A 19,556-nucleotide genomic window follows, 5' to 3' on the forward strand; every position below is an offset into this window, starting at 1 on the left:
TCATCCGTCAGGCGGAAGCATAGGCTCACCACACGTCCCAGGAGGTTCCGCCGTGACGACCACTCCCCAGGCGGTCCGCAGGGCATCCCCGCGCACCCGTCGGGCGGCCACCCCGCCCGACCCGGCGCGCCCGCTGCTGCCGGACGCCGAGCCGGTCCGCCTGCTCGATGAGAACGGCAGGCCGCTGCCCGCCCGCACCGACTACCCGGAACCACCCGTCGAGGTGCTGCGTGAGCTGTACCGCCGGATGGTGCTCGGCCGCCGGTTCGACACCCAGGCGACCGCCCTGACCAAGCAGGGCCGCCTGGCCGTCTACCCGTCCTCGCGGGGCCAGGAGGCGTGTCAGGTCGGCGCGGTGCTCGCGGTCCGCGACACCGACTGGGTCTTCCCCACCTACCGCGAGTCGATGGCGCTGGTTGCCCGGGGCATCGACCCGGTCGAGGTGCTCACGCTGCTGCGCGGCGACTGGCACTGCGGCTACGACCCGACCGAGGTACGGACCGCACCGCAGTGCACTCCGCTCGCCACCCAGTGCGTGCATGCCGCCGGGCTGGCGCACGGCGAGGCGTACCAGGGACGCGACACCGTGGCGCTGGCCTTCATCGGTGACGGCGCGACCAGCGAGGGCGACTTCCACGAGGGGATCAACTTCGCCGCCGTGTTCAAGGCGCCGGTGGTCTACTTCGTCCAGAACAACCAGTATGCGATCAGCGTCCCGCTGTCGCGGCAGACCGCCGCGCCGTCGCTGGCCTACAAGGGCGTCGGCTACGGCGTGCCCAGCGAGCAGGTCGACGGCAACGACCCGGTCGCGGTGCTCGCCGTGCTCACCCGCGCGGTCGCGCACGCCCGCGCCGGCAAGGGGCCGTTCCTGGTCGAGGCACACACCTACCGGATGGAGCCGCACACCAACGCCGATGACGCCAGCCGCTACCGCGACGGCGCCGAGGTCGACGCCTGGCGTGACCGGGACCCGGTCGCCCGGCTGGAGACCTACCTGCGGGCCCGCGGGGTGCTCGACGACGCGGCGGTCGCCGAGGTCGCCGAGCAGGCCGAGGCGTACGCGGCGGACCTGCGGACCCGGATGAACGACCAACCCACCGTCGACCCGCTGAGCCTCTTCGACCACGTCTACGCCCAGCCCACCCCGCAGCTGATCGAACAGCGCGAGCAGGTCCGCGCCGAACTGGCCGCCGCTCGCGACGAGGAGGGTGACGCCTGATGGCCACCACCATGGCTAAGGCGCTCAACGCCGCGTTGGCCGACGCCCTCGCCGCCGACGACCGGGTCGTCGTCTTCGGTGAAGACGTCGGCCAGCTCGGCGGCGTCTTCCGGATCACCGACGGCCTGCAGGCCCGCTTCGGTGAGAACCGCTGCTTCGACACCCCCCTCGCCGAGGCCGGCATCGTCGGCTTCGCCGTCGGCCTGGCCATGTCCGGGCTGCGACCGGTGGTGGAGATGCAGTTCGACGCGTTCGCGTACCCGGCGTTCGAGCAGATCGCCTCGCACGTGGCGAAGCTGCGCAACCGGACCCGGGGCGCGCTGAGCGTGCCGATCGTCATCCGGGTGCCGTACGCGGGTGGCATCGGCGGGGTCGAGCACCACTGCGACTCGTCCGAGGCGTACTACGCGCACACCCCCGGGCTGAAGGTGGTCACCCCGGCGACCGTCGAGGACGCGTACTCGCTGCTGCGCGAGGCGATCGAGGACCCCGACCCGGTGGTCTTCATGGAGCCCAAGAAGCTCTACTTCGCCAGCGCCGACGCGCAGTTGCCGGCGCGTACCGAGCCGTTCGGCCGGGCTGTCGTGCGCCGTCCCGGGCGCGACGCCACCCTGGTGGCGTACGGGCCGGCGGTCCCGGTGGCGCTGGAGGCCGCCGAGGCCGCCCGCGAGGAGGGCTGGGACCTGGAGGTGGTGGACGTGCGCACCATCGTGCCGTTCGACGACGCCACCATCACCGCCTCGGTCCGACGCACCGGCCGGTGCGTGGTGATCCAGGAGGCGCCCGGCTTCGCGGGCGTGGGCGCGGAGATCGCCGCCCGGGTGCAGGAGCGCTGCTTCCACGCGCTGCACGCACCGGTGCTGCGGGTCGCCGGTCTGGACATCCCCTACCCGGCGCCGATGCTGGAGCACACCCACCTGCCCGGGGTGGACCGGGTGCTCGACACGGTGGCCCGCCTGCAGTGGGACGACCAGCCGGACCCGCGCTGGGCGGCGCAGGGCAGCGCGGCATGACCACCGTCGAACGGACGCAGGTCTTCCTCCTGCCCGACCTGGGCGAAGGGCTGAGCGAGGCCGAGATCGTCGAGTGGCGGGTCGCCGTGGGCGACGTGGTCACGGTCGACCAGACCGTGGTCGAGGTGGAGACCGCCAAGGCCGTCGTCGACGTGCCCTGCCCGTACGCCGGCCGGGTGGTCACCCTGCACGGCGCGGCCGGTGAGGTACGCCCGGTCGGTCAGCCGTTGATCACCATCGCGCCGCTCGACGGCGGCGACGAGCCCGCCGGGCACGCCACCTACCGCGAGGAGGAGCGGGCCGGCTCGGGCAACGTGCTGATCGGGTACGGCACCGGGCATGGCAGTGCCACCCGGCGTCGACGTCGACCCCGCCTGGCACTGGCCCCCGAACCGGCCGATGCTGGCCCGGCCGATGCTGGCCCGACCGGCGCGTCTGGCCCGGACGGCGGCACCGGCCCGGCTCCCGGCGGCGACCCGGCGCGGTCGCCGGCCGCCCTGGTCATCTCGCCGATCGTTCGGCGGTTGGCCCGAGAGCGCGGCATCGACCTGGCCACGGTGTCTGGCACCGGACCGGGTGGGGTGATCCGCCGCGCCGACGTGGAGGCGGCGCTGACTGTGCCCGCAGCCCGGCTCGCGGCCGTGCCGGATCCGCACGTCGCGTTGGCTGCGGCCGGGGACGGCGACGTCATCGTCCCGCTCACCGGCGTCCGCAAGGTGATCGCCGACAAGCTCTCGCGCAGCCGGCGGGAAATCCCGGAGGTGACCATCTGGGTCGACGTGGACGCCACCGGGCTGCTGGAGACGCGGGCCGCGATCAACGCGGCGACGCCCGACGCGCCGGTGAGCATCCTGGCCCTGCTGGCCCGGATCTGTCTCAGCGGGCTGCGCCGGTTCCCGCAGCTCAACTCCCGGGTCGACACCGAGGCGCAGCGGATCGTCCAGTCCGCAGGGGTGCACCTCGGCATCGCCGCGCAGACCGACCGTGGTCTGCTCGTGCCGGTGCTGCGCGACGCCCAGCGGCTCACCACCGCCGAGCTGGCCGCCGAACTGGCGGCGACCACCGCCGCCGCGCGGGCGGGCAGCCTCCCGCCGGCCCGGCTGACCGGTGGCACGTTCACGCTGAACAACTACGGGGTGTTCGGGGTCGACGGCTCCACGCCGATCATCAACCACCCCGAGGCGGCCCTGCTCGGGGTCGGGCGGATCGTGGACAAGCCGTGGGTGGTCGACGGGCAACTCGCCGTCCGCAAGGTGACCCAGCTCAGCCTCACCTTCGACCACCGGGTCTGCGACGGCGGGGTGGCCGGTGGTTTCCTGCGGCACGTCGCCGACTGCGTGGAGCGCCCGGCGCTGCTGATCGCCAACGTCTGACCACCGCATCGTCGACCCCGACGCCCGTACACGGCGCCGGGGTCGACGCGCCTCGAAGGCCCGGCAGACGTTTCCTCCCGTCGCCGCCGGGAACCCGGCGCACCGGAAGGCCACCCTCCCGCTGAGAGGAGCGTCCGGTGCAGCAGATCCCGCCCGTCGCCGTACGGGCACGTCAGCCAGCCGTCGCCGGCGCGCCGTTCTTCTGCGACGCCCGTGACTACGGACTCTGCGGCGATGGGGTGACGAACGACCAGCCGGCGCTTGCCGCCCTGGTGGACCGGCTCGGCGACGGCTACGCCGCCGACGGGCGGGCCCGGGTGATCTACTGCCCTCCGGGGATCTACTCGATCCGGGACGCCGGGACGGTGTGGCGCAGCGGCGTCTCGTTGATCGGTGCCGGCTCCGCCGCCACCCGGTTCCTGCTCAGCAACGAGGGGAACCGCGCCGACCCGACCCCGCTGGCCTTCTGGACCACGGTGCAGCACGGCGCCGACCGGGACCGGCACATCGCCGACTGCACCTTCGCCGACTTCGAGATCGACGGGTCGGGGGTGGCGATGGCGGAGTACAACTACCTCGCCAAGGGCCTCGGCATCCAGTACATGGTGCGCGGCGTGTTCCGCAACCTCTACATCCACCACACGGCCGCGACCGGGCTGGGCTGCGATTTCCTCCAGGACAGCCTGATCGACGGCGTCGTGGTGGTCGGCTGTGGGCGGCTGGACAACGGCGAGCAGATGGGCGGCGCCGGGATCGGGATCGGCATCGGCGGTTGGGGCACGGTGGAACGGCTGACCATCGCCAACTCCACCACCATGGCCAACGGCACCAACGGGATCTTCCTGGAACTGCAGAAGGACTACTGGCCGCCGCCGCGGGGCTACCGGATCATTGGCTGCCACAGCGAGGGCAACCGGTTCGGCATCTCCGACTGGGGGGCCGACGGGCTGATCGTCTCGGCCTGCACGATGACCGGCAATCTGGAGGCCGGTTTCGACGTCTCCGCAGAGGGCACCGCCGGCATCGCCGGGCGGGGCGGGGTGGTGACCGACTGCGTCATCGACGGCAACGGCCGCGACGGGATCAGCATGGGCAACACCCCCGGGCCGTACACCATTCGGGGCAACCGGATCAGCGGCAACGGACGGCACGGCTACCACGGGCAGGACCTGGGGCACGGTTACCAGGGCCCCGCGATGGACGTGGTGATCGAGAGCAACGAGTTCTGGGGCAACGGGCTGGACGCCATCCGGGTGGACCGTCCGATGACCGACGCGGTGCTGCTCAACAACCGGCTGCGCAACAACGGACGGCAGTGCGCCGAGGCCGCCTCCGGTGGCGGCGAGACCGTCCGCTACAGCGAGCGGTCGATGGTGGACCGGGCCGCCCACTGGCCGCACGACGGCCACCGCGGCAAGGTGCTGCGGGTCGGACGGCGGGTCGCCGTGGTGGCGGCGAACAACGACACCGAAATGACCCTCGCGCCGGTACGCCCCGGCGCGTTCAGCGGGTGGAGCGGTGACACTCCGCCGCCGGGCACTCCGTACGAGCTGGAGCCCGCGCCGGAAACGCGGGCCGGAATCGCCATCAACGCGCACTTCGACTCTGCCACCGTGCGTGGCAACCGGATCTGGGACAACCACGACGACCAGACCCAGACCCACGGATTGTGGATCACCGAGCGGGGCAGCTGCGTGGCCTGCCGGGTGGAGGACAACGACCTGGCCGGCAACGGCGCCGGCGGGATGCGGCTCGACACCCCACCGGTCGGTGGGCGCTGGAGTGGCAACCACGACGAGAACGACTGGGGCTGAGCCCTCACGCATCGGCGGCGGCGACCCGATCGGGCCGCCGCCGTCGACGGGTGGTCAGCCGGCCAGGCCGGCCACCGGGTCAGGATCCAGCACCACAGTGGCCGTGCCGGACTGCGGTGGTACGCCCGGCTCGGTCGGCGCATCGGTGTACTCAGCGACGAAGACCGCGGTGAGGTTGTCCGCGCCGCTGTGCCCGCCGTCCACGAAGGTGGTGATGGTTCCGGAGCACCCGGTCGCCGTGGAGAGCGGGTGCCCGTGCTCGTCGTGCCCGAGCACGTAGGTGACCTTCACCCGGGAGCAGTCCACCGGCAGGTCGTCGGTGACCTTCACCTCGTACGCGACCGTCTGCCCGAACTGGAAGGGCTGCCCGGCCACCGGGGCGACGAACTCGACGATCGGCGCGGTCGGCCCGACCACCAGCGGCAGGGTCGCCGAGGCGGACCGTCCGGTGCGGTCGGTCACCTTCACCGTGGGGGTGTACGAGCCGTTCTCCTGGAACGTCCAGGTCGGGTTCGCATCGGTGCTGTCCACCGAGCCGTCCGCGTCGAAGTCCCACGCGTAGCGCAGCGCGTCACCGTCCGGGTCGGTGGTGCCGGCGCTGGAGAACGCGACGGTCAGCGGGGCCTGCCCGACGGTCGGGTCCGCGCTGATCTTCGGGATCGGCGTCCGGTTGCCCCGGACGAAGTCGATCCGGGACAGCTGTGCGTCCGGGTTCTCGGCGAAGTAGCCGTCACCGTATTCCAGCACGTAGAGCGCGCCGTCCGGGCCGAACTCCATGTCCATCGGGTTGTCCACCACCAGGGATGGCACCACCGGCCGGATGTCCTGCACGTCGCCGTCGGAGTCGAGGCGGAACTCCTTGATGTAGTCCCGGGTCCACTCGTAGAACAGCGGCACACCGTCGTAGTAGGCCGGCCACCGGGTCCGTGACGTGCTGGTCCCGTCGTAGTCGTACGCCGGGCCACCCATCGGGCCGATGCCGCCGGTGCCCAGCTGCGGGAACTCACCCGAGGCGGCGGACGGGTACCAGACCTGTGGCTGCTCGACCGGCGGCAGCTGCCGCTTGCCGGTGTTGCGGGGTGAGTCGTTGACCGGCCGCTTGCAGTTGAACTTCGCGCCGGACTCACCGGTGGCGAAGTCGTAGTCGCGGTAGGCGATCGTCGGCGTCACGCAGTACGGCCAGCCGTAGTTCGCGGGCTTGTCGACCAGCATCCACCGGCCGTGCCCGGCCGGCCCACGCTCGGGGTTCGGGTTGGAGGCGTCCGGCGAGTAGTCGCCCAGGTACACATTGTCGGTACGCCGGTCGACGGCGAACCGGAACGCGTTGCGCAGCCCCATCGCGTAGATCTCCGGGCGGGTCTGCGCTGCCCCCGGCTTGAACAGGTTGCCGGCCGGCACCGTGTAACCGCCACCGGGCTTCACCCGGATGCGCAGCAGCTTGCCGCGCAGGTCGTTGGTGTTGGCCGAGGTGCGCTGGGCGTCGAACGCCGGGTGCCGGTCGGCCCGCTCGTCGATCGGGATGTAGCCGTCGGAGAAGAAGGGGTTGGAGTCGTCGCCGGTCGACAGGTACAGGTTGCCCTTGCTGTCGAAGTCGATCTGACCGCCGACGTGGCAGCAGATGCCCCGGTCGGTGGGGACGTCGATGATCTGCTGCTCGGTGCCGAGGTTCAGCTTCATCCCGTCCAGCTTGAACCGGGACAGCCGTAGCGCGCCCCGGAACCGCTGCCAGTCCGCCTCGGTGCCGACCAGCGGCGCGTCCCCCTCGTTGACGTCGGGGGTTGCCGGGTCGTCCACCGGTGTGTCCATCGGCGGCGAGTAGTAGAGGTAGACCCACTTGTTCTGGGCGAAGTTCGGGTCGATGGCGACCCCCTGCAGCCCCTCTTCGTCGTGCTCGTACACCGGAATGTCGGCAGCGAGGGTGTTGAGCCCGGTGCGCGGGTCGTGGATGCGGACCTCACCGGTGCGGGAGGTGTGCAGCACACGCAGGTCGGGCAGCACGGCGAGGCTCATCGGCTCGCCCGGGAAGTCGTTCAGTGTCACCTTCTGGAAGCTGCTGTCCGGTGGTGCGGCGGGCGCGGCGGCCGCGGCTGACGGTGGTACGGCCAGGCCGGCCGTCACCAGCAGCAGGGCGGACACGAATGCGGTCCTGTTCATCAGGTCGTCCCCCGAGGTGGTTTTCAGTACCGGAGTGAAGCGAGATAGTCGAAGCCGACGCGGGCGGTGTCCAGGGCGTCGGCGGGGGAGCGTGGCGGGGTGCCGGCGTCGTCGCGCTCCACGATGTACTCCTCGATGCCCGCCTCCCGCTCGTGGGCGAAGATCCGGCCGAAGTCGATGACGCCGTCACCGAGGTCGGCGAAGCCGCCCTCGACGTCGAGGTCCTTGACGTGCACCTGCCGGATCCGGCCGCGGTTGGCCCGGATCACGTCGACCGGGTCATGTGCGCCCCGCCAGGTCCAGTAGAGGTCGAGCTCGAAGTGGACCAGCCGGGGATCGGTCTGCCCGGTGAGGATGTCGAACCCGGTTGAGCCGCCGGTCAACGGCACGAACTCGAGCTGGTGGTTGTGGTAGCCGAAGTCGAGCCCCGCGCGCTCGGCGAGCCGACCGGCGCGGTTCAGGTCCCGCGCCAGGGCGCGGTAGACGGCGGGGTCCCGGATCGCCTGGCCGTTGGCGTCCCGACCGAAGTACGGGTGGACGATCTTCTTGCAGCCCACGACGTTCGCGTCGGCGAGGGCACGTTCCCAGGTGGCGGCATCGAAGGGCTGCGGGATGCCGGTGTGCCCCGAGGTGGACCGCAGCCCGGCGTCGTCGAGCGCGGCCCGGAACTGCGCGGCGGTACGCCCGACGAAACCGGCGTGCTCCACCCGTCGGTAGCCGATCCGGCGCAGCGCGTCCAGAGTGCCCGGCAGGTCGGCCGCGAGCTGGTCGCGCACCGTGTAGAGCTGGATGCTGATCCGGTCCACCGGCACCCGGCGCCGGCCCTGGGACTGCGCGGCCGGCGCGGCGGTGGCCGGGCCGGCGAGCAGGCCGGCGGCGCCGACGGCGGCGGCGGAGACGGTCGCGGCGCGGAGCACTCCGCGCCGGCTGACCGGCTCGGACGCCGGTGTCGGCGCGGTGCGGTTGATCTGTTGATCCATGGTGGTGGTCCCTTCCTGACGGCTGGCATGCCGTCGGCGACGGTCGACCTGCTGCCGTCGCCCGGGCGCGCCGAACCGGCCGGAGGCGGGCTCCGGCTGGACGGTGAGGGACGGCGCGCGGGTGCGGCCCGGACCCATCGGGAGCGGAACGCGGCGACCCGGCAGGGGTGGCGGCAAGCTGATCGACGTATGGGCAACCCTCTATCTAGATCGTGACCCTACCCTTGCCTCCGGACGAAGGCAAAGGTTCGTCGCGTTTGGCAGAAGTTTCCCTCCAGCTGACAAAAGTCCTCCCTCGACGTGCGCCGCCCGGCCTGATCTCCTACGCCTCGCGCTCGGTGGGACGTGCGGGACCTCCGGTAGGGCTCGCTCTGCTTCACCCCAGGCACCACCAGACGCCCGGTATCGGGACAGCCGGTGCTGCCTCCGCTGAAGCAGAGCAAAGAACATGAGAGAGGTTGCTTGAACGCTTGTTCCGCCAAGTGACGCAGCGTCGGAAAATGCGTCGATAAATGCGCCGACGATTATTTCCGAATGCCGTGGACGCCCCTGTCGAGGAGGCGAGAATGTGGCAGAGGGAAGCCGAAACGGGGGGACTGAAACATGACGTCTAGGCGGCGATTGACGCTGTTGGCGGTAACCATCGCAGCCGCACCGCTCGTCCTGGGTGGGTGCACCGCCGACCGGGAGAGGGCGAACGGCTCGGCCAAGGAGCACGTCGCCTCGCCGGAGCTCGCCGTGACGCCGGGGGACAAGGCCCGGGACGTCCCGGTCAGCGCCGAGGTGGGCACTGTGGTCAAGGGTGGACGGGTCACCGGCGTACGCCTCACCGACGACAAGGGCAAGCAGGTCAACGCCGAGCCGCGCGAGGACGGCTCGGGTTGGGTGCCGAGCGCGCCGCTGCAACCGCGACGGACCTACACCGCCGAGGTGACCGCGACCGGTGACTCGGGTGCCACCACCACTCGCACCAGCACGTTCACCACGATGGCCAAATCGACCAAACCGCAGATCACCAGCACGCTCTATTTCGTCGGCAATCGGACGTACGGCACGGCGATGCCGGTAACCGTCGCGTTCGACCCGGCAATTCCGAAAGAGGCCAGAACGGATGTCCAGCGGCGGCTGTTCGTGAAGACCAATCCGCCGCAGCCGGGCACCTGGTCGTGGCTGGAGGACGGCAGTCAGGTCTATTACCGGGCGCCCGATTTCTGGAAGCCGGGGACCACGATCAGCGTCCGCGCGGGCCTGGAGGGTCTGCCGATCGGTAAGGATCGGATCGGCGACGCCGAGCGGACCGCGACCTCCAAGATCGGACGACAGGTCTCGCTGGAGATCGACAACGCCACCAAGCAGATGACGGTGCTGCGCGACGGCAAGCAGGTGCGCCGGATCCCGGTCAGCCTGGGCAAACCGAGCACGCCCAGTTCAAGCGGCAAGATGGTGATCATGGAGAAGCACCAGCGGACCACCTTCGACACCCGGGGTGAGCCGAACGGTGGCTACGTGGTCGACGTCGACGACGCCCAGCGCTACACCTGGGGCGGTGAGTTCATCCATTCCGCCCCGTGGTCGGAGGGGGACCAGGGCAGCACCAACGTCTCGCACGGCTGCGCGAACGTCTCCGCGACCGCCGCGGAGTGGTTGATGGGGGTGACGCAGGTCGGTGACCTGGTCACCGTCAAGGGCACCGAGGTGGAGTTGCAACCGGGCAACGGCTGGACCGCGTGGAACGTGAGCTGGGACGAGTTCGTCCGCGGCAGCGCCCTGCCGGTGCCGCCAGGGCTCAAGCCCGCGCCGGTCGCCCCGGCGCACCCGGGCGCGGTGGCCGGCGGATCGCCCGCCCCGGCGCCCTCGGTCAGCGGCCGCTGAGAGACCACCGCCGGCATTTCGGGGCCGGCCCGCCATCGCGGCGGGCCGGCCCCTCGTCCGGTTGTCGTGGGTCATGCGGCGCCGACCTGCTGACGGGCCTCCGGGGCCAGACGCTCAGTCCAGGGGTACGCGGGCCACCCCGGGCCCGATCAGGCTGCCCAGCCAGAGCTGATCGCCGTGCTGGCGTACCCCGGTGATCATCCAGTAGTGCCCGTCCGGGCCGTGCAGCGTCCGGCGGACCGCGCCCGTGCCGTCCACCAGCGCGACCAGCCCGTAGCGGCGTGGCTGTGGCTGCATCGCGTCCGGCAGCAGGGCGGCGATCTGGCGCAGTCGCGGGTGCGGCAACAGCCGCTCGGCGATCGGCACCCGTGGGCTGGGCAGCGCGATCCAGTACGTCCCGTCGCCCACGGCGGAGAGATTGTCCGGGTACGCGGGCAGGTCGGCGAGAACCCGGACGCCGCCGCTCAGCTCGACGCGGAGCAGACGGTGGGTGCTGGTCTCCACCAACATCAGCGCCGACTCGTCCGGGGTCAGGGCGATCCCGTTGGGAAAGTACAGCCCGTCGGCCACCACCTCGGTGCGGCCGCTGCCCGGGTGGTGGGCCAGCACCCGGCCGTTGGGGCGGTGCTCCAGCAGATCCCGCTTCCAGTGCGAGACCGGGAACCGGTCGGAGCTGTCGGTGAAGTAGATGGTGCCGTCGCGGCCCACCGTCGCGTTGTTGGCCAGGTGCACCGGGGGTGCCGTCCCGGTCAGTTCGCGTACCGCACCGTCGGGCGTGACCCTGAGCAACCCGCGGTACGCGTCGCAGACCACCAGCGACTCGCCAGACGGGTCCAACTCGATGCCGAGCGGCCGGCCACCGGTCTCGGCCAGCAGCCGGGGTCGGGTGCCGGCCGACGCGTCGACCGGCCACCACCAGAGCCGACCGTCCTCGTCGCCACTGATCACTCGGCCGGTGTCGTCGACCAGCACGTCCTCCGGGCCGACGGAACCCTCGGGGAGAGGTAGCAACTCGGCGCGGTCAAGCCGGCGGTCGTCGGCGGCCCACGCCCCGACCAGCGCCGGAGGGACCGTTGCCGGCTCGCGGACGGGACGAATCAGCCGGGGCGGCCGGGGCCGAGGGATCAGCATCGGCCTATTCTCCACGGCAGACGCCGGTCCTTTACGAATCATCGCTCGCGCGGCGCGCCGACCGGCGTGATCAACACCGTGTCGGCGATGTCGGGGTGTCCCGATGACGCGGATACCCCGACATCGGCGACCTGGAGTGGATCACCGTCCGACAACAGGTCTGCGGGCGGCGGTCAGCGGGCGCTGGCCGCTGGGCCTCCGAGGCCGTTGCCCCCTGACCTCCACCCCGAGAGGGAGGAGGGGCACCTCGGGGTATGACCCTGGGCGTACCCGGAATCACTCCGTGGAGGGGCGAAACTGTCGGTGGTGGGGGCTAGATTTCTGGTCATGGGAGAGCGAAGCGACCGGCTCGACGTGCAGGTCAGCGTGGGTGACCAGGTGGTCCTCGTGCGGGTGGCCGGCGAGGTCGACATCGCCACGGTGGACGCGTTCCGGTCCGCGTTGTGGTCCGCGCCGGCGCGTCCGGTGCTCCAGCTGGAGCTGTCCGAGCTGCGGCTGCTCTCCGCCGCGGGCGTCCGCACCTTACTCGCCGCGCATCTGCGCATCCGGGCGCGCGGTGGCGAGCTGGTCCTGGTCGACCCGAGCCCGGTGGTGGCGCGGGTGCTGCGCGCTACCGGCCTGCACCGCGTGATGCCGATTCTGGAGCCGGGCCGGGTGGTCGAGGCCGCGCGTCGCCCGGTGGTCGCGACCGCATACCTGCAGCTGGCCGCCTGATCTGACCCAGGGCCTCACCCGATCGAGCCCGGTGCTGTAACGCCGACGCGGCCCAGCACCGGTCTTACTCGGCAGGACCCGACACCGCCAACGAGGACCGGCGCCCGTCTTGCTCGGCAGGGCCCGACACCGCCGACGCGGACCGGCGCCGGTTTTACTGAGGCACGGGGCGGGGCCGTTGGCGTGGGCCGGCACCCGTCTAACCCGGGGCGCGGCGCGGGGGCCGCCGGCTTGGGCCGACGACCCCCCGAGAATCGGTCAGCGCACGCCGAGCAGGTCGACGATGAAGATCAGCGTCTCGCCCGGCTTGATGACGCCGGCCGCGCCGCGGTCGCCGTACCCCAGGTGTGGCGGGATGGTGAGGCGGCGCCGGCCGCCGACACGCATGCCGACGACACCCTGGTCCCAGCCGGCGATGACCTGACCGCCGCCGAGCGGGAACTCGAACGCCTCGCCGCGGCCCCAGGACGAGTCGAACTCGCCGCCGGTGGAGTGCGACACGCCTACGTAGTGCACGCTGGCCAGCTGGCCCGGCTGGGCCTGCGGGCCCTCGCCCACGGTGATGTCCTCGATCACGAGGTCGGCCGGCGGCGCACCCTCGATCGGACCCACCTCGGGCTTGCTCGATCGGGCGCCTGCTGCCTGGTTCATGCGGGGATCTCCTGCCGTGTCGGGTGATGTGTCCGGTCACCGTCGATCCTGCCGGATCGCACCCCACCGATGTGCGGCGGACCCGCTACCTGCGCCGCCCACCCCCGCGTCGATCTTGCACTTGTGGTCCCCGGTGTGCTCCGGTTCGCACCTTTCGTCGGGGCAGCAAGTGCAAGATCGGCGGGCGCCACCGGTGATGGTGACGCCCGCCGAGAGGGTGGTGCGCTGTGTTCATCGCAGCCAGGGCACCCGCTGGACGATCGGCAGCTTCGCCCACACCTGGCCGAGGCCCCAGGTGTCGCCGGCGTTGACCAGCGCCAGGACCGCCAGCACCGCGGCGTAGATCAGGTGGTCGTCCATGAAGGGGTTGTTCTCCGGGGGCAGGACGGCGGTCCACATCAGGACCAGCAGCAGCCCACCGGCCACGGCGGCGATTCGCATCCCGATGCCGAGCAGCAGGGCGACACCGATCCCGGCCAGGCCGGCCATGAAGAGCCAGTCCGCCCAGGCGGCACCGGCGATCCCGGCGTAGACGTCCTTGAACGGGCCCGCCACACCGAAGGTCAGGAATCCCTTGGTGGGGCTGCCACCGTTGATCCAGGCGCCCTTCGACTCGGTGGCCATCCCGAGGCCGAAAATCTTGTCGATGAACGCCCAGAGGAAGACCCAGCCGAGCGCCAGCCGGAGGCCGGCCAGGAGGTACCGGACGGCCCGCTCTCGAGTGGTGCCGGTCGCCGGAGTGGTGTTCTCGGCGGTGAACCGGTCGGTCGTCGCGGTCATGGTCTCCACGTCCCTTCTCAGCTTCGCACCGCACTTCCGGTGGCATCTCCAGTGGACGCCCACGGCGCGTTCGGCGGCAGGGCCGACAGACCGCATCGGCCCGGGACGTTTGACCCCTCCGGTCCGGTCCGGCGACCCTGACGACCGTCGTCGAGTCGTAGCGTCCGAGGTGGACGACGAGAGTGCTGCTCGCGACCCGCACCGGGAGATCGTGGACGGGAGGGGGCCGACTTCGCCGGACCGCCGATGTCGGGTCGGCCGTTCGCCTAGGCTCGGGAACGGCCGGCCGGCGGGGTAGCGGGCGGTGCACCGTGGTCGATGCGGAGGGCGTCGGTGGCTGAGGCGACGGTCGCGGTCCCGCTGTGGGCCTGGCCGGCGGTCGGGGCGGTGATCGCCGTGATGCTCGCCGTGGATGTGCTCCTGCACCGGGACAACCACGTCATCGAGCTGCGCGAGGCGCTGCTGTGGAGCGCCATCTGGATCGGCGCGGGCCTGCTGTTCGGGTTCGTCGTCTGGTGGGGCCTCGGCGGCGACTCGGCCATCGCGTACTTCTCCGGCTACCTACTGGAAAAGGCGCTCTCGGTGGACAACGTGTTCGTCTTCGCCCTGCTCTTCGGCTACTTCCAGGTGCCGCCGGGCTACCAGCACAAGGTGTTGTTCTGGGGCGTCGTGGGTGCGCTCGTCTTCCGCCTGCTGTTCATCTTCGCCGGCGCCGAGCTGCTGGACCGGCTGACCTGGGCCGGGTTCGTGCTGGGCGCCTTCCTGATCTGGACCGGCTGGCGGCTGGCCGTACGTGGCAAGCCGGACGTCGACCCGGAGCGCAACGTCGTGGTTCGGCTGTTCCGGCGGCTGGTGCCCACCGACGTGCGCTACCACGGAGGCCGGTTCACCGCCCGGGTGGACGGACGGCGCGTGGCGACGCTGCTGCTGGTGGCGCTCGTCGCCATCGAGGCCACCGACGTGGTCTTCGCCATCGACTCGGTGGCGGCGATCCTCGCCATCACCACCAACACCTTCCTGGTCTGGACGGCCACCGCGTTCGCCGTACTGGGGCTGCGGAGCCTCTACTTCTGCCTGGCCGGCCTGCTGCGACACTTCGGGTACCTGCGGTACGGGCTCGCGCTGTTGCTCGCCTTCGCGGGGTTGAAGCTCATCCTCGCCGAGACGCCGGTGGGCAAACTGCCGGTCTGGTTGACCCTCGCGGTGGTGGTGCTGACCCTGGCGGTCTCCATCGGCGCCAGCGTCCTGGCCGCCCGGCGCCCCCGGGTCGGCTGAACCGCCGGGTCAGCCGACCAGCACCGGCCGGGACAGTTGATCGGCCAGCAGCGCGGGCGCCTCGGCCAGCGAGGGGCCGTACCAGGTCAGGTGCCGACCAGAGAGCAGGGCACACGGTACGCCGGGGAACGCCTCCGGCCCGTCGTCGGCGGTGAACCGGTACGGCTCGTCGGGCAGCACCACCAGCTCCGGCTCCTGCTCGCGCAACTCGGCAAGGGTCGGGCGGGGATAGCGCTCGGGGTGCTCGTCGTACCCGTTGACCACGCCGAGCCGGCGCAGCACGTCACCGGCGAACGTGTCGCCACCGAGCACCACCCATGGCCGACGCCAGACCGGCACCACGGCCCGGCGGGGCGGTGCCAGCCGGGGCGGCTCGGCCCACGCCCGTCGGGCGGCCCGCAGCCAGGCCGGTTCCGCCGAGACGCCCAGCTCGGCCAGGAGGTTGCCCAGCTCGGTCAACGCGCCCGGGACGGTACGCGGATAGGTGACGTGCACCGGCACGCCGGCCGCCCGCAGCGCCTCCGCGTCGGCCCGGCGGTTCTCCTCCACGTTGAGCAGCACCAGGTCCGGCCGCAGCGCGCGGACCCGGTCCAGGTCCGGGTACTTGCTGCCGCCGACCCGGGCGACGTCCAGCCCGGCCGGATGGCTGCACCAGTCCGTGGCCCCGACCAGCACTCCTGGCACGGTCAGCGCCACCGCCTCGGTCAGTGACGGCACCAGCGACACCACCCGCATCCGCGTACCTCCGTCCGCCACCTGTCCCGGCACCGATCATGCCCGTCTCGTCGGCGCGGCGCGGCGCGGGTCAGGGGCGGCCGGGCTCGATGCGGGCGGTCACGTCGAGGTGCGCGGGTGTGCAGCCAGCGGTCGTCGCGAACCGGCGGACCGCGGCGTCGACGTGCTCGCGTACGCCGTCGGCCCGGGCGTCGGCCGCCAGGTCCACCCGTATCCACACGTCGGGTCGCGGTGGTGCACCGGTCAGCACCACCCGGGCGCGGCGCACCCCGGGGTCGCCGGTCAGGTCACGCTCCAGTGCGTGGACGAGCACCTCGGTGGCCAGGCGGGTGCGGCCGGGGTGGCTTCCGGAATGGCTCAGCGTGCCGCGCATTGCCCGGCCGGGCCGGCGCAGCTCGCGGTCCAGCAGGCGCTGCCCGGCGAGGGCAGTCAGCACTCCGGCGACCGCCGCGGCCAGGGTGCTCCACGGCGTGGCCAGCCGCCACGCGTCCAGCAGCCCGGCGCCGAGCAGTGCCGCGCCGGGGTCCCCGCCGGGCAGCGCCCCGAAGCTGACCACCAGCGCGGTCGTTCCGGCAGCCACCAGCAGCAGCGCGACGATGGTCCACAGCAGCCGGTGTGCGGCGTCGGTCATGCGGGCCGCCTGCCGGGCAGCAGCCGTATCTCGATCCGGCCGGTAGGGGGCGAGGCAAGTTGATGCAGCTCCTGGTGCACTGCGAACTCGACCTCCGCGCGGGCCGCCGGGTCGCCGGTGGCGCGCACCCGGGGGCACCACTGGTCGCCGCGCCGGCGGACCCGCACCCGGGCCCGGCGTACGCCTGGCACGGTCCCGGCCGCATCGGTGAGCCGGCGTTCCACGCACCGCCGACGTAGGTGCCAGCCGTCCCGCTCGTCGATCCGCAACCGGACCGGTGTCCAACGGCGCAGCTGGGTCGCCAGGATGACCAGGCCCAGCAGCACGGCCACGCCGGCCACGGTCCGGACTCCCGAGTCGTGCCAACGGGTGGTGGTCAGCGTTTCGTACCAGCCGGTGCGGGCGAGCAGCGGTGCCGGGCGGTCCAGCGTGACCAGCAGCGCCTGCACGGCCAGCAGCGCGCCGCCGGCGAGCAGGGCGACGGACAGCAGCAGCGAGGCTGCCCGGTTGACGGTCCGCATGCCGGCCTCCGGCCGACTGACGGGTCGTCGGGTTCCGGCGCCGTCCGCCCCGGGGACGAGCAGGTCGTCCACCGTGATGGTTACCGCGGCCACGGTGAGCCCGGTGCCGGCGGCCACCCGGTCGGCGACCGCCGTCCGGACGGCCTCGGCGACGGCGGGCACGCTGTGCCCGTACGAGGTGACCAGGTGCAGGTCGAGGCCCACGGACCGGTCGCTCAGGCGGACGGTGGCCGGGCGGGCGCCGGATACGCCGGGCACCTGGTCGGCCGCTTCGGTCGCGATCCGCGCGACGTCTGCCACCCCGATGGTGCTCTGTTCGCGACGGTCCGCGTCGATGCTGGCGCGGGTCCCGGTGCTCGGGGTCCCGCCGGCGGGGCCGACGGTCGGGGCGGGGGCGGCGGTCGGGGCGGGGCCGGCGCTCTGTGCGGGGCCGGTGGTAGGGGCGGACGGGCGGGTGGCGATGGGGCGCGGGGGGAGTCGGTGGTGTCGCCCCGCTCGATCAGCGCGAGGGCGCCGGAGGATGGTCGGATCTCCGGCCCGTCGAGGTCGGCGGGCGCGGCGAGGGTCACCCTGACGCTGGCGAGCGCTCAGGTCACCACCGGCGAGGGTGCCGAACTGCTGTCCCGACATGCTGACCTCCCGGCCGGTCCGCTACCGGCGACCCCGCTGGATACACCCCGGCGGGACCCCTGGAACACGGGGTTGATGTGATCTCAGTCACAGCGCTCTGGTCGAGCGCTGGCGCCACTCGGCGGTTCTTGGCACGCTTCTACAACGTTGTAAGCCACGCTTCGTCCCCCGAGGAGCTCTCGATGCGCGTTCCACCGGCCCCGCCAGCGGCAGCCGCCCACCCCGCGCCCACCGGCGAGGACGAGGTGCCGGTCGAGGCACTCGGCGACCTCTACCGCGACGGCATCACGGCCTGCCGGGGCGCCGTCGACCCGGCCTGGGTGGAGCAGGTCGGCCACGATGTGGCCGCCGCGTTCGAGGAGGCGCGCTCGCGCCCCGACGGTGCCGTCGGACGAGGCCCACAGCGCTGGTACGTGGAGATCCACCCGGAGCAGCTGCGCGGCTTCGTCGAGCTGGTCACCCATCCGTGGCTGGTGTCGGTCTGTCAGGCGGTGCTGGGCCCGGAGTACGAGATCGTCGAGCTGGGCTTCGACATCCCCTTTCCCGGTGCGGCGATGCAGCCGTGGCACCGGGACTTCCCGATGCCGGAGGAGACCCGGCGGCAGCGGCGGCTCACGTCGTTGGCGTTCAACCTGACCACCGTCGACACGGTGGAGGAGATGGGGCCGTTCGAGATCGCCCCGGGCACCCAGTGGGACGACGAGGCCGACTTCGACCACGGGATGTTCCCGCCCCGGGAGCGCTACCCCCGTTACCAGCAGCGGGCGGTGCGCAAGTACCCGCAGCGCGGGGACATCTCGGCCCGGTCGGCGCTGACCATCCACCGCGGCACCCCGAACGTCTCCCGGTCGGCCCGGCCGGTGCTGGTGCTCGGCGTCGACGCCCCGGGCGCGGGCAACGCCGCCCACCACGACATGGCCGTCACCCGACGCTACTGGGAGGGTCTGCCTTCGGCGGTCCGGGAGCACCTGCACTGCCCGGTGGTGGACCGGTTGGAGCCGATCCGGCAAAAGCACACCATCGAGGGCCTGGTGATGGGCGCCGCCGAGTAGCGGCCGGCCGGTCCGCGGGTCCGGCCAGCTGGGGCCGCACCGCCGAGGCGAGCACCATGATCTACCGCCTAGACTCGGCCCGGCGCGACCGACCGGCGGATGGATCAGGCAGATGACGAGCACCGGCAGCGACGACCGCGGCTGGCTGCGGGCGGTGCCCGCCGACGGCGGGGGCGACACGCTGCTCAGCCGCGCCGGCCACCGGGCCTATCCGGCGCGCCGGCTCAGCGATCTGGTCCAGGGCCGTCCGCCCGGTGTCACCGGCAGCCAGTGGAGTGCGGCCAGCCGCGCCAGCTTCGACTTCGTGATCTGCTCCGCCGACACCGGCCGGCCGGTCGTCGCCGTGGAGATCGGCCCGGTCCCGTCCGCCGGCTCGGCCGAGCAGCGCGCTGAGCGACTCAAGGACGCGGTGAGCGCGGCCCTCGGCCTGCCCGTGCTGCGGATCGGATCGCCGACGTTGCGAGCGGCAGAGCACGGCCGACGCCTCGTGGAGTACGTGATCGACGCGCGCGCCTACGCCGCAGGCGGTGCCGGGGCGACCGCAGCCGGGGACGAGCCGGCCCCGGCGGGTTTCCGGGACATCCTCGGCCGGCTGCCGGACGGCCGTACCGGGCCGGTCAACGACCTCGGCGCGCTGACCCGCGCGATGGCGGTCGAGGCGTACGTGGCCGGGCGGCTGGCCGACCCGATCGTGCGAGGGCTGCACGTGCGCTGGGCGGACGGGCCGGCACAGGGGTGGAGCTGGGTGCAGGTACGCCCCGACGCCTGCCTCATCGAGCGGGTCTCGGTGACCGAGCATCGCTTCTCGTGCGGCGTCGACGCGGCACGGCTGGCCGAGGATCTCGCCGCCGTCGCCGTCGGGGAGCGGCTGCGTGCCGCTGAGAACGAGGGTGCGGATCTGCTGCCGCGCGCCGAGTTGACCGCGCAGATCGTCGCGCTGAGTCAGCGCCGGAACGACCTGGTGGGCGGATTCGCCTTCGACCACCTCTGCGTCGACTGACCGGCACCCGT

Annotated in this window: 17 protein-coding genes; 9 read left to right on the forward strand and 8 right to left on the reverse strand. The window is 72.4% G+C overall.

From position 1 onward, the window contains the following. Positions 1-19 precede the first annotated feature (19 nt). From pdhA to ABZT18_RS11970, 4 genes are all read left to right on the forward strand, one after another. The gene (gene pdhA, locus ABZT18_RS11955) at positions 20-1,219 is read left to right on the forward strand and encodes a pyruvate dehydrogenase (acetyl-transferring) E1 component subunit alpha (protein ID WP_354994383.1); all 1,200 of its coding nucleotides are present in this window, start codon (positions 20-22) and stop codon (positions 1,217-1,219) included. Next, positions 1,216-2,232, forward strand: a complete 1,017-nt coding sequence (locus ABZT18_RS11960) for an alpha-ketoacid dehydrogenase subunit beta (RefSeq protein ID WP_354994382.1) — start codon at positions 1,216-1,218, stop codon at positions 2,230-2,232. The genes pdhA and ABZT18_RS11960 overlap by 4 nt, the downstream gene beginning before the upstream one ends. Next, complete coding sequence (locus tag ABZT18_RS11965; RefSeq protein ID WP_354994111.1) at positions 2,229-3,605, forward strand: dihydrolipoamide acetyltransferase family protein; 1,377 nt, start codon at positions 2,229-2,231, stop codon at positions 3,603-3,605. Before ABZT18_RS11960 ends, ABZT18_RS11965 begins: the two co-directional genes overlap by 4 nt. A 137-nt stretch (positions 3,606-3,742) precedes the next feature. Further along, complete coding sequence (locus ABZT18_RS11970; RefSeq protein ID WP_354994110.1) at positions 3,743-5,419, forward strand: right-handed parallel beta-helix repeat-containing protein; 1,677 nt, start codon at positions 3,743-3,745, stop codon at positions 5,417-5,419. Between the two features lie 54 nt (positions 5,420-5,473). Here ABZT18_RS11970 and ABZT18_RS11975 read toward each other — a convergent pair whose 3' ends face one another. Next, positions 5,474-7,573 (reverse strand): PQQ-dependent sugar dehydrogenase, encoded by a 2,100-nt coding sequence (locus ABZT18_RS11975; protein WP_354994109.1) that lies wholly within the window; start codon positions 7,571-7,573, stop codon positions 5,474-5,476. Positions 7,574-7,596: 23 nt separating this feature from the next. Further along, entirely contained in the window at positions 7,597-8,553 is a 957-nt protein-coding gene (locus tag ABZT18_RS11980) for a sugar phosphate isomerase/epimerase (protein WP_354994108.1), read from the reverse strand. A gap of 603 nt (positions 8,554-9,156) precedes the next feature. Here ABZT18_RS11980 and ABZT18_RS11985 point away from each other — a divergent pair. Further along, a complete protein-coding gene (locus ABZT18_RS11985) occupies positions 9,157-10,425 on the forward strand; it encodes an Ig-like domain-containing protein (RefSeq protein WP_354994107.1) in 1,269 nt (422 codons plus the stop codon). Positions 10,426-10,539: 114 nt separating this feature from the next. Here the strand turns inward: ABZT18_RS11985 and ABZT18_RS11990 are convergent, their stop codons facing one another. Then, complete coding sequence (locus ABZT18_RS11990; protein ID WP_354994106.1) at positions 10,540-11,556, reverse strand: SMP-30/gluconolactonase/LRE family protein; 1,017 nt, start codon at positions 11,554-11,556, stop codon at positions 10,540-10,542. Positions 11,557-11,883: 327 nt separating this feature from the next. Here ABZT18_RS11990 and ABZT18_RS11995 point away from each other — a divergent pair, with 327 nt between their 5' ends. Next, positions 11,884-12,270 carry an anti-sigma factor antagonist gene (locus ABZT18_RS11995; protein ID WP_355251236.1) on the forward strand — a complete coding sequence of 129 codons (387 nt, stop codon included), beginning with the start codon at positions 11,884-11,886 and terminating at the stop codon, positions 12,268-12,270. Positions 12,271-12,528: 258 nt separating this feature from the next. Here the strand turns inward: ABZT18_RS11995 and ABZT18_RS12000 are convergent, their stop codons facing one another. Both ABZT18_RS12000 and ABZT18_RS12005 read right to left on the reverse strand, forming a co-directional pair. After that, complete coding sequence (locus tag ABZT18_RS12000) at positions 12,529-12,921, reverse strand: FKBP-type peptidyl-prolyl cis-trans isomerase (RefSeq protein ID WP_354994104.1); 393 nt, start codon at positions 12,919-12,921, stop codon at positions 12,529-12,531. Positions 12,922-13,152: 231 nt separating this feature from the next. Then, a complete protein-coding gene (locus tag ABZT18_RS12005; RefSeq protein ID WP_354994103.1) occupies positions 13,153-13,710 on the reverse strand; it encodes a hypothetical protein in 558 nt (185 codons plus the stop codon). Between the two features lie 324 nt (positions 13,711-14,034). On the opposite strand from ABZT18_RS12005, the gene ABZT18_RS12010 reads away from it, so the two are divergent. Further along, complete coding sequence (locus ABZT18_RS12010; RefSeq protein ID WP_355251239.1) at positions 14,035-14,976, forward strand: TerC/Alx family metal homeostasis membrane protein; 942 nt, start codon at positions 14,035-14,037, stop codon at positions 14,974-14,976. Positions 14,977-14,985: 9 nt separating this feature from the next. Here the strand turns inward: ABZT18_RS12010 and ABZT18_RS12015 are convergent, their stop codons facing one another. From ABZT18_RS12015 to ABZT18_RS12025, 3 genes are all read right to left on the reverse strand, one after another. Next, on the reverse strand, positions 14,986-15,711 hold the full coding sequence (locus ABZT18_RS12015) for a helical backbone metal receptor (RefSeq protein ID WP_354994101.1): 726 nt from the start codon (positions 15,709-15,711) through the stop codon (positions 14,986-14,988). 70 nt (positions 15,712-15,781) lie between these two features. Beyond that, positions 15,782-16,342 carry a hypothetical protein gene (locus ABZT18_RS12020; RefSeq protein ID WP_354994100.1) on the reverse strand — a complete coding sequence of 187 codons (561 nt, stop codon included), beginning with the start codon at positions 16,340-16,342 and terminating at the stop codon, positions 15,782-15,784. After that, on the reverse strand, positions 16,339-17,493 hold the full coding sequence (locus ABZT18_RS12025; RefSeq protein ID WP_354994099.1) for an Asp23/Gls24 family envelope stress response protein: 1,155 nt from the start codon (positions 17,491-17,493) through the stop codon (positions 16,339-16,341). Before ABZT18_RS12025 ends, ABZT18_RS12020 begins: the two co-directional genes overlap by 4 nt. 182 nt (positions 17,494-17,675) lie before the next feature. On the opposite strand from ABZT18_RS12025, the gene ABZT18_RS12030 reads away from it, so the two are divergent. Together ABZT18_RS12030 and ABZT18_RS12035 are read left to right on the forward strand one after the other, a co-directional pair. Continuing rightward, positions 17,676-18,545, forward strand: coding sequence for a phytanoyl-CoA dioxygenase family protein (locus ABZT18_RS12030; RefSeq protein WP_354994098.1), 870 nt, complete (start codon positions 17,676-17,678; stop codon positions 18,543-18,545). A gap of 112 nt (positions 18,546-18,657) precedes the next feature. Further along, positions 18,658-19,545, forward strand: coding sequence for a DUF2726 domain-containing protein (locus tag ABZT18_RS12035; protein ID WP_354994097.1), 888 nt, complete (start codon positions 18,658-18,660; stop codon positions 19,543-19,545). Positions 19,546-19,556 lie beyond the last annotated feature (11 nt).

Origin of the sequence: Micromonospora sp. NPDC005291 (assembly GCF_040607415.1) — a bacterium.
GTDB lineage: Bacteria > Actinomycetota > Actinomycetes > Mycobacteriales > Micromonosporaceae > Micromonospora.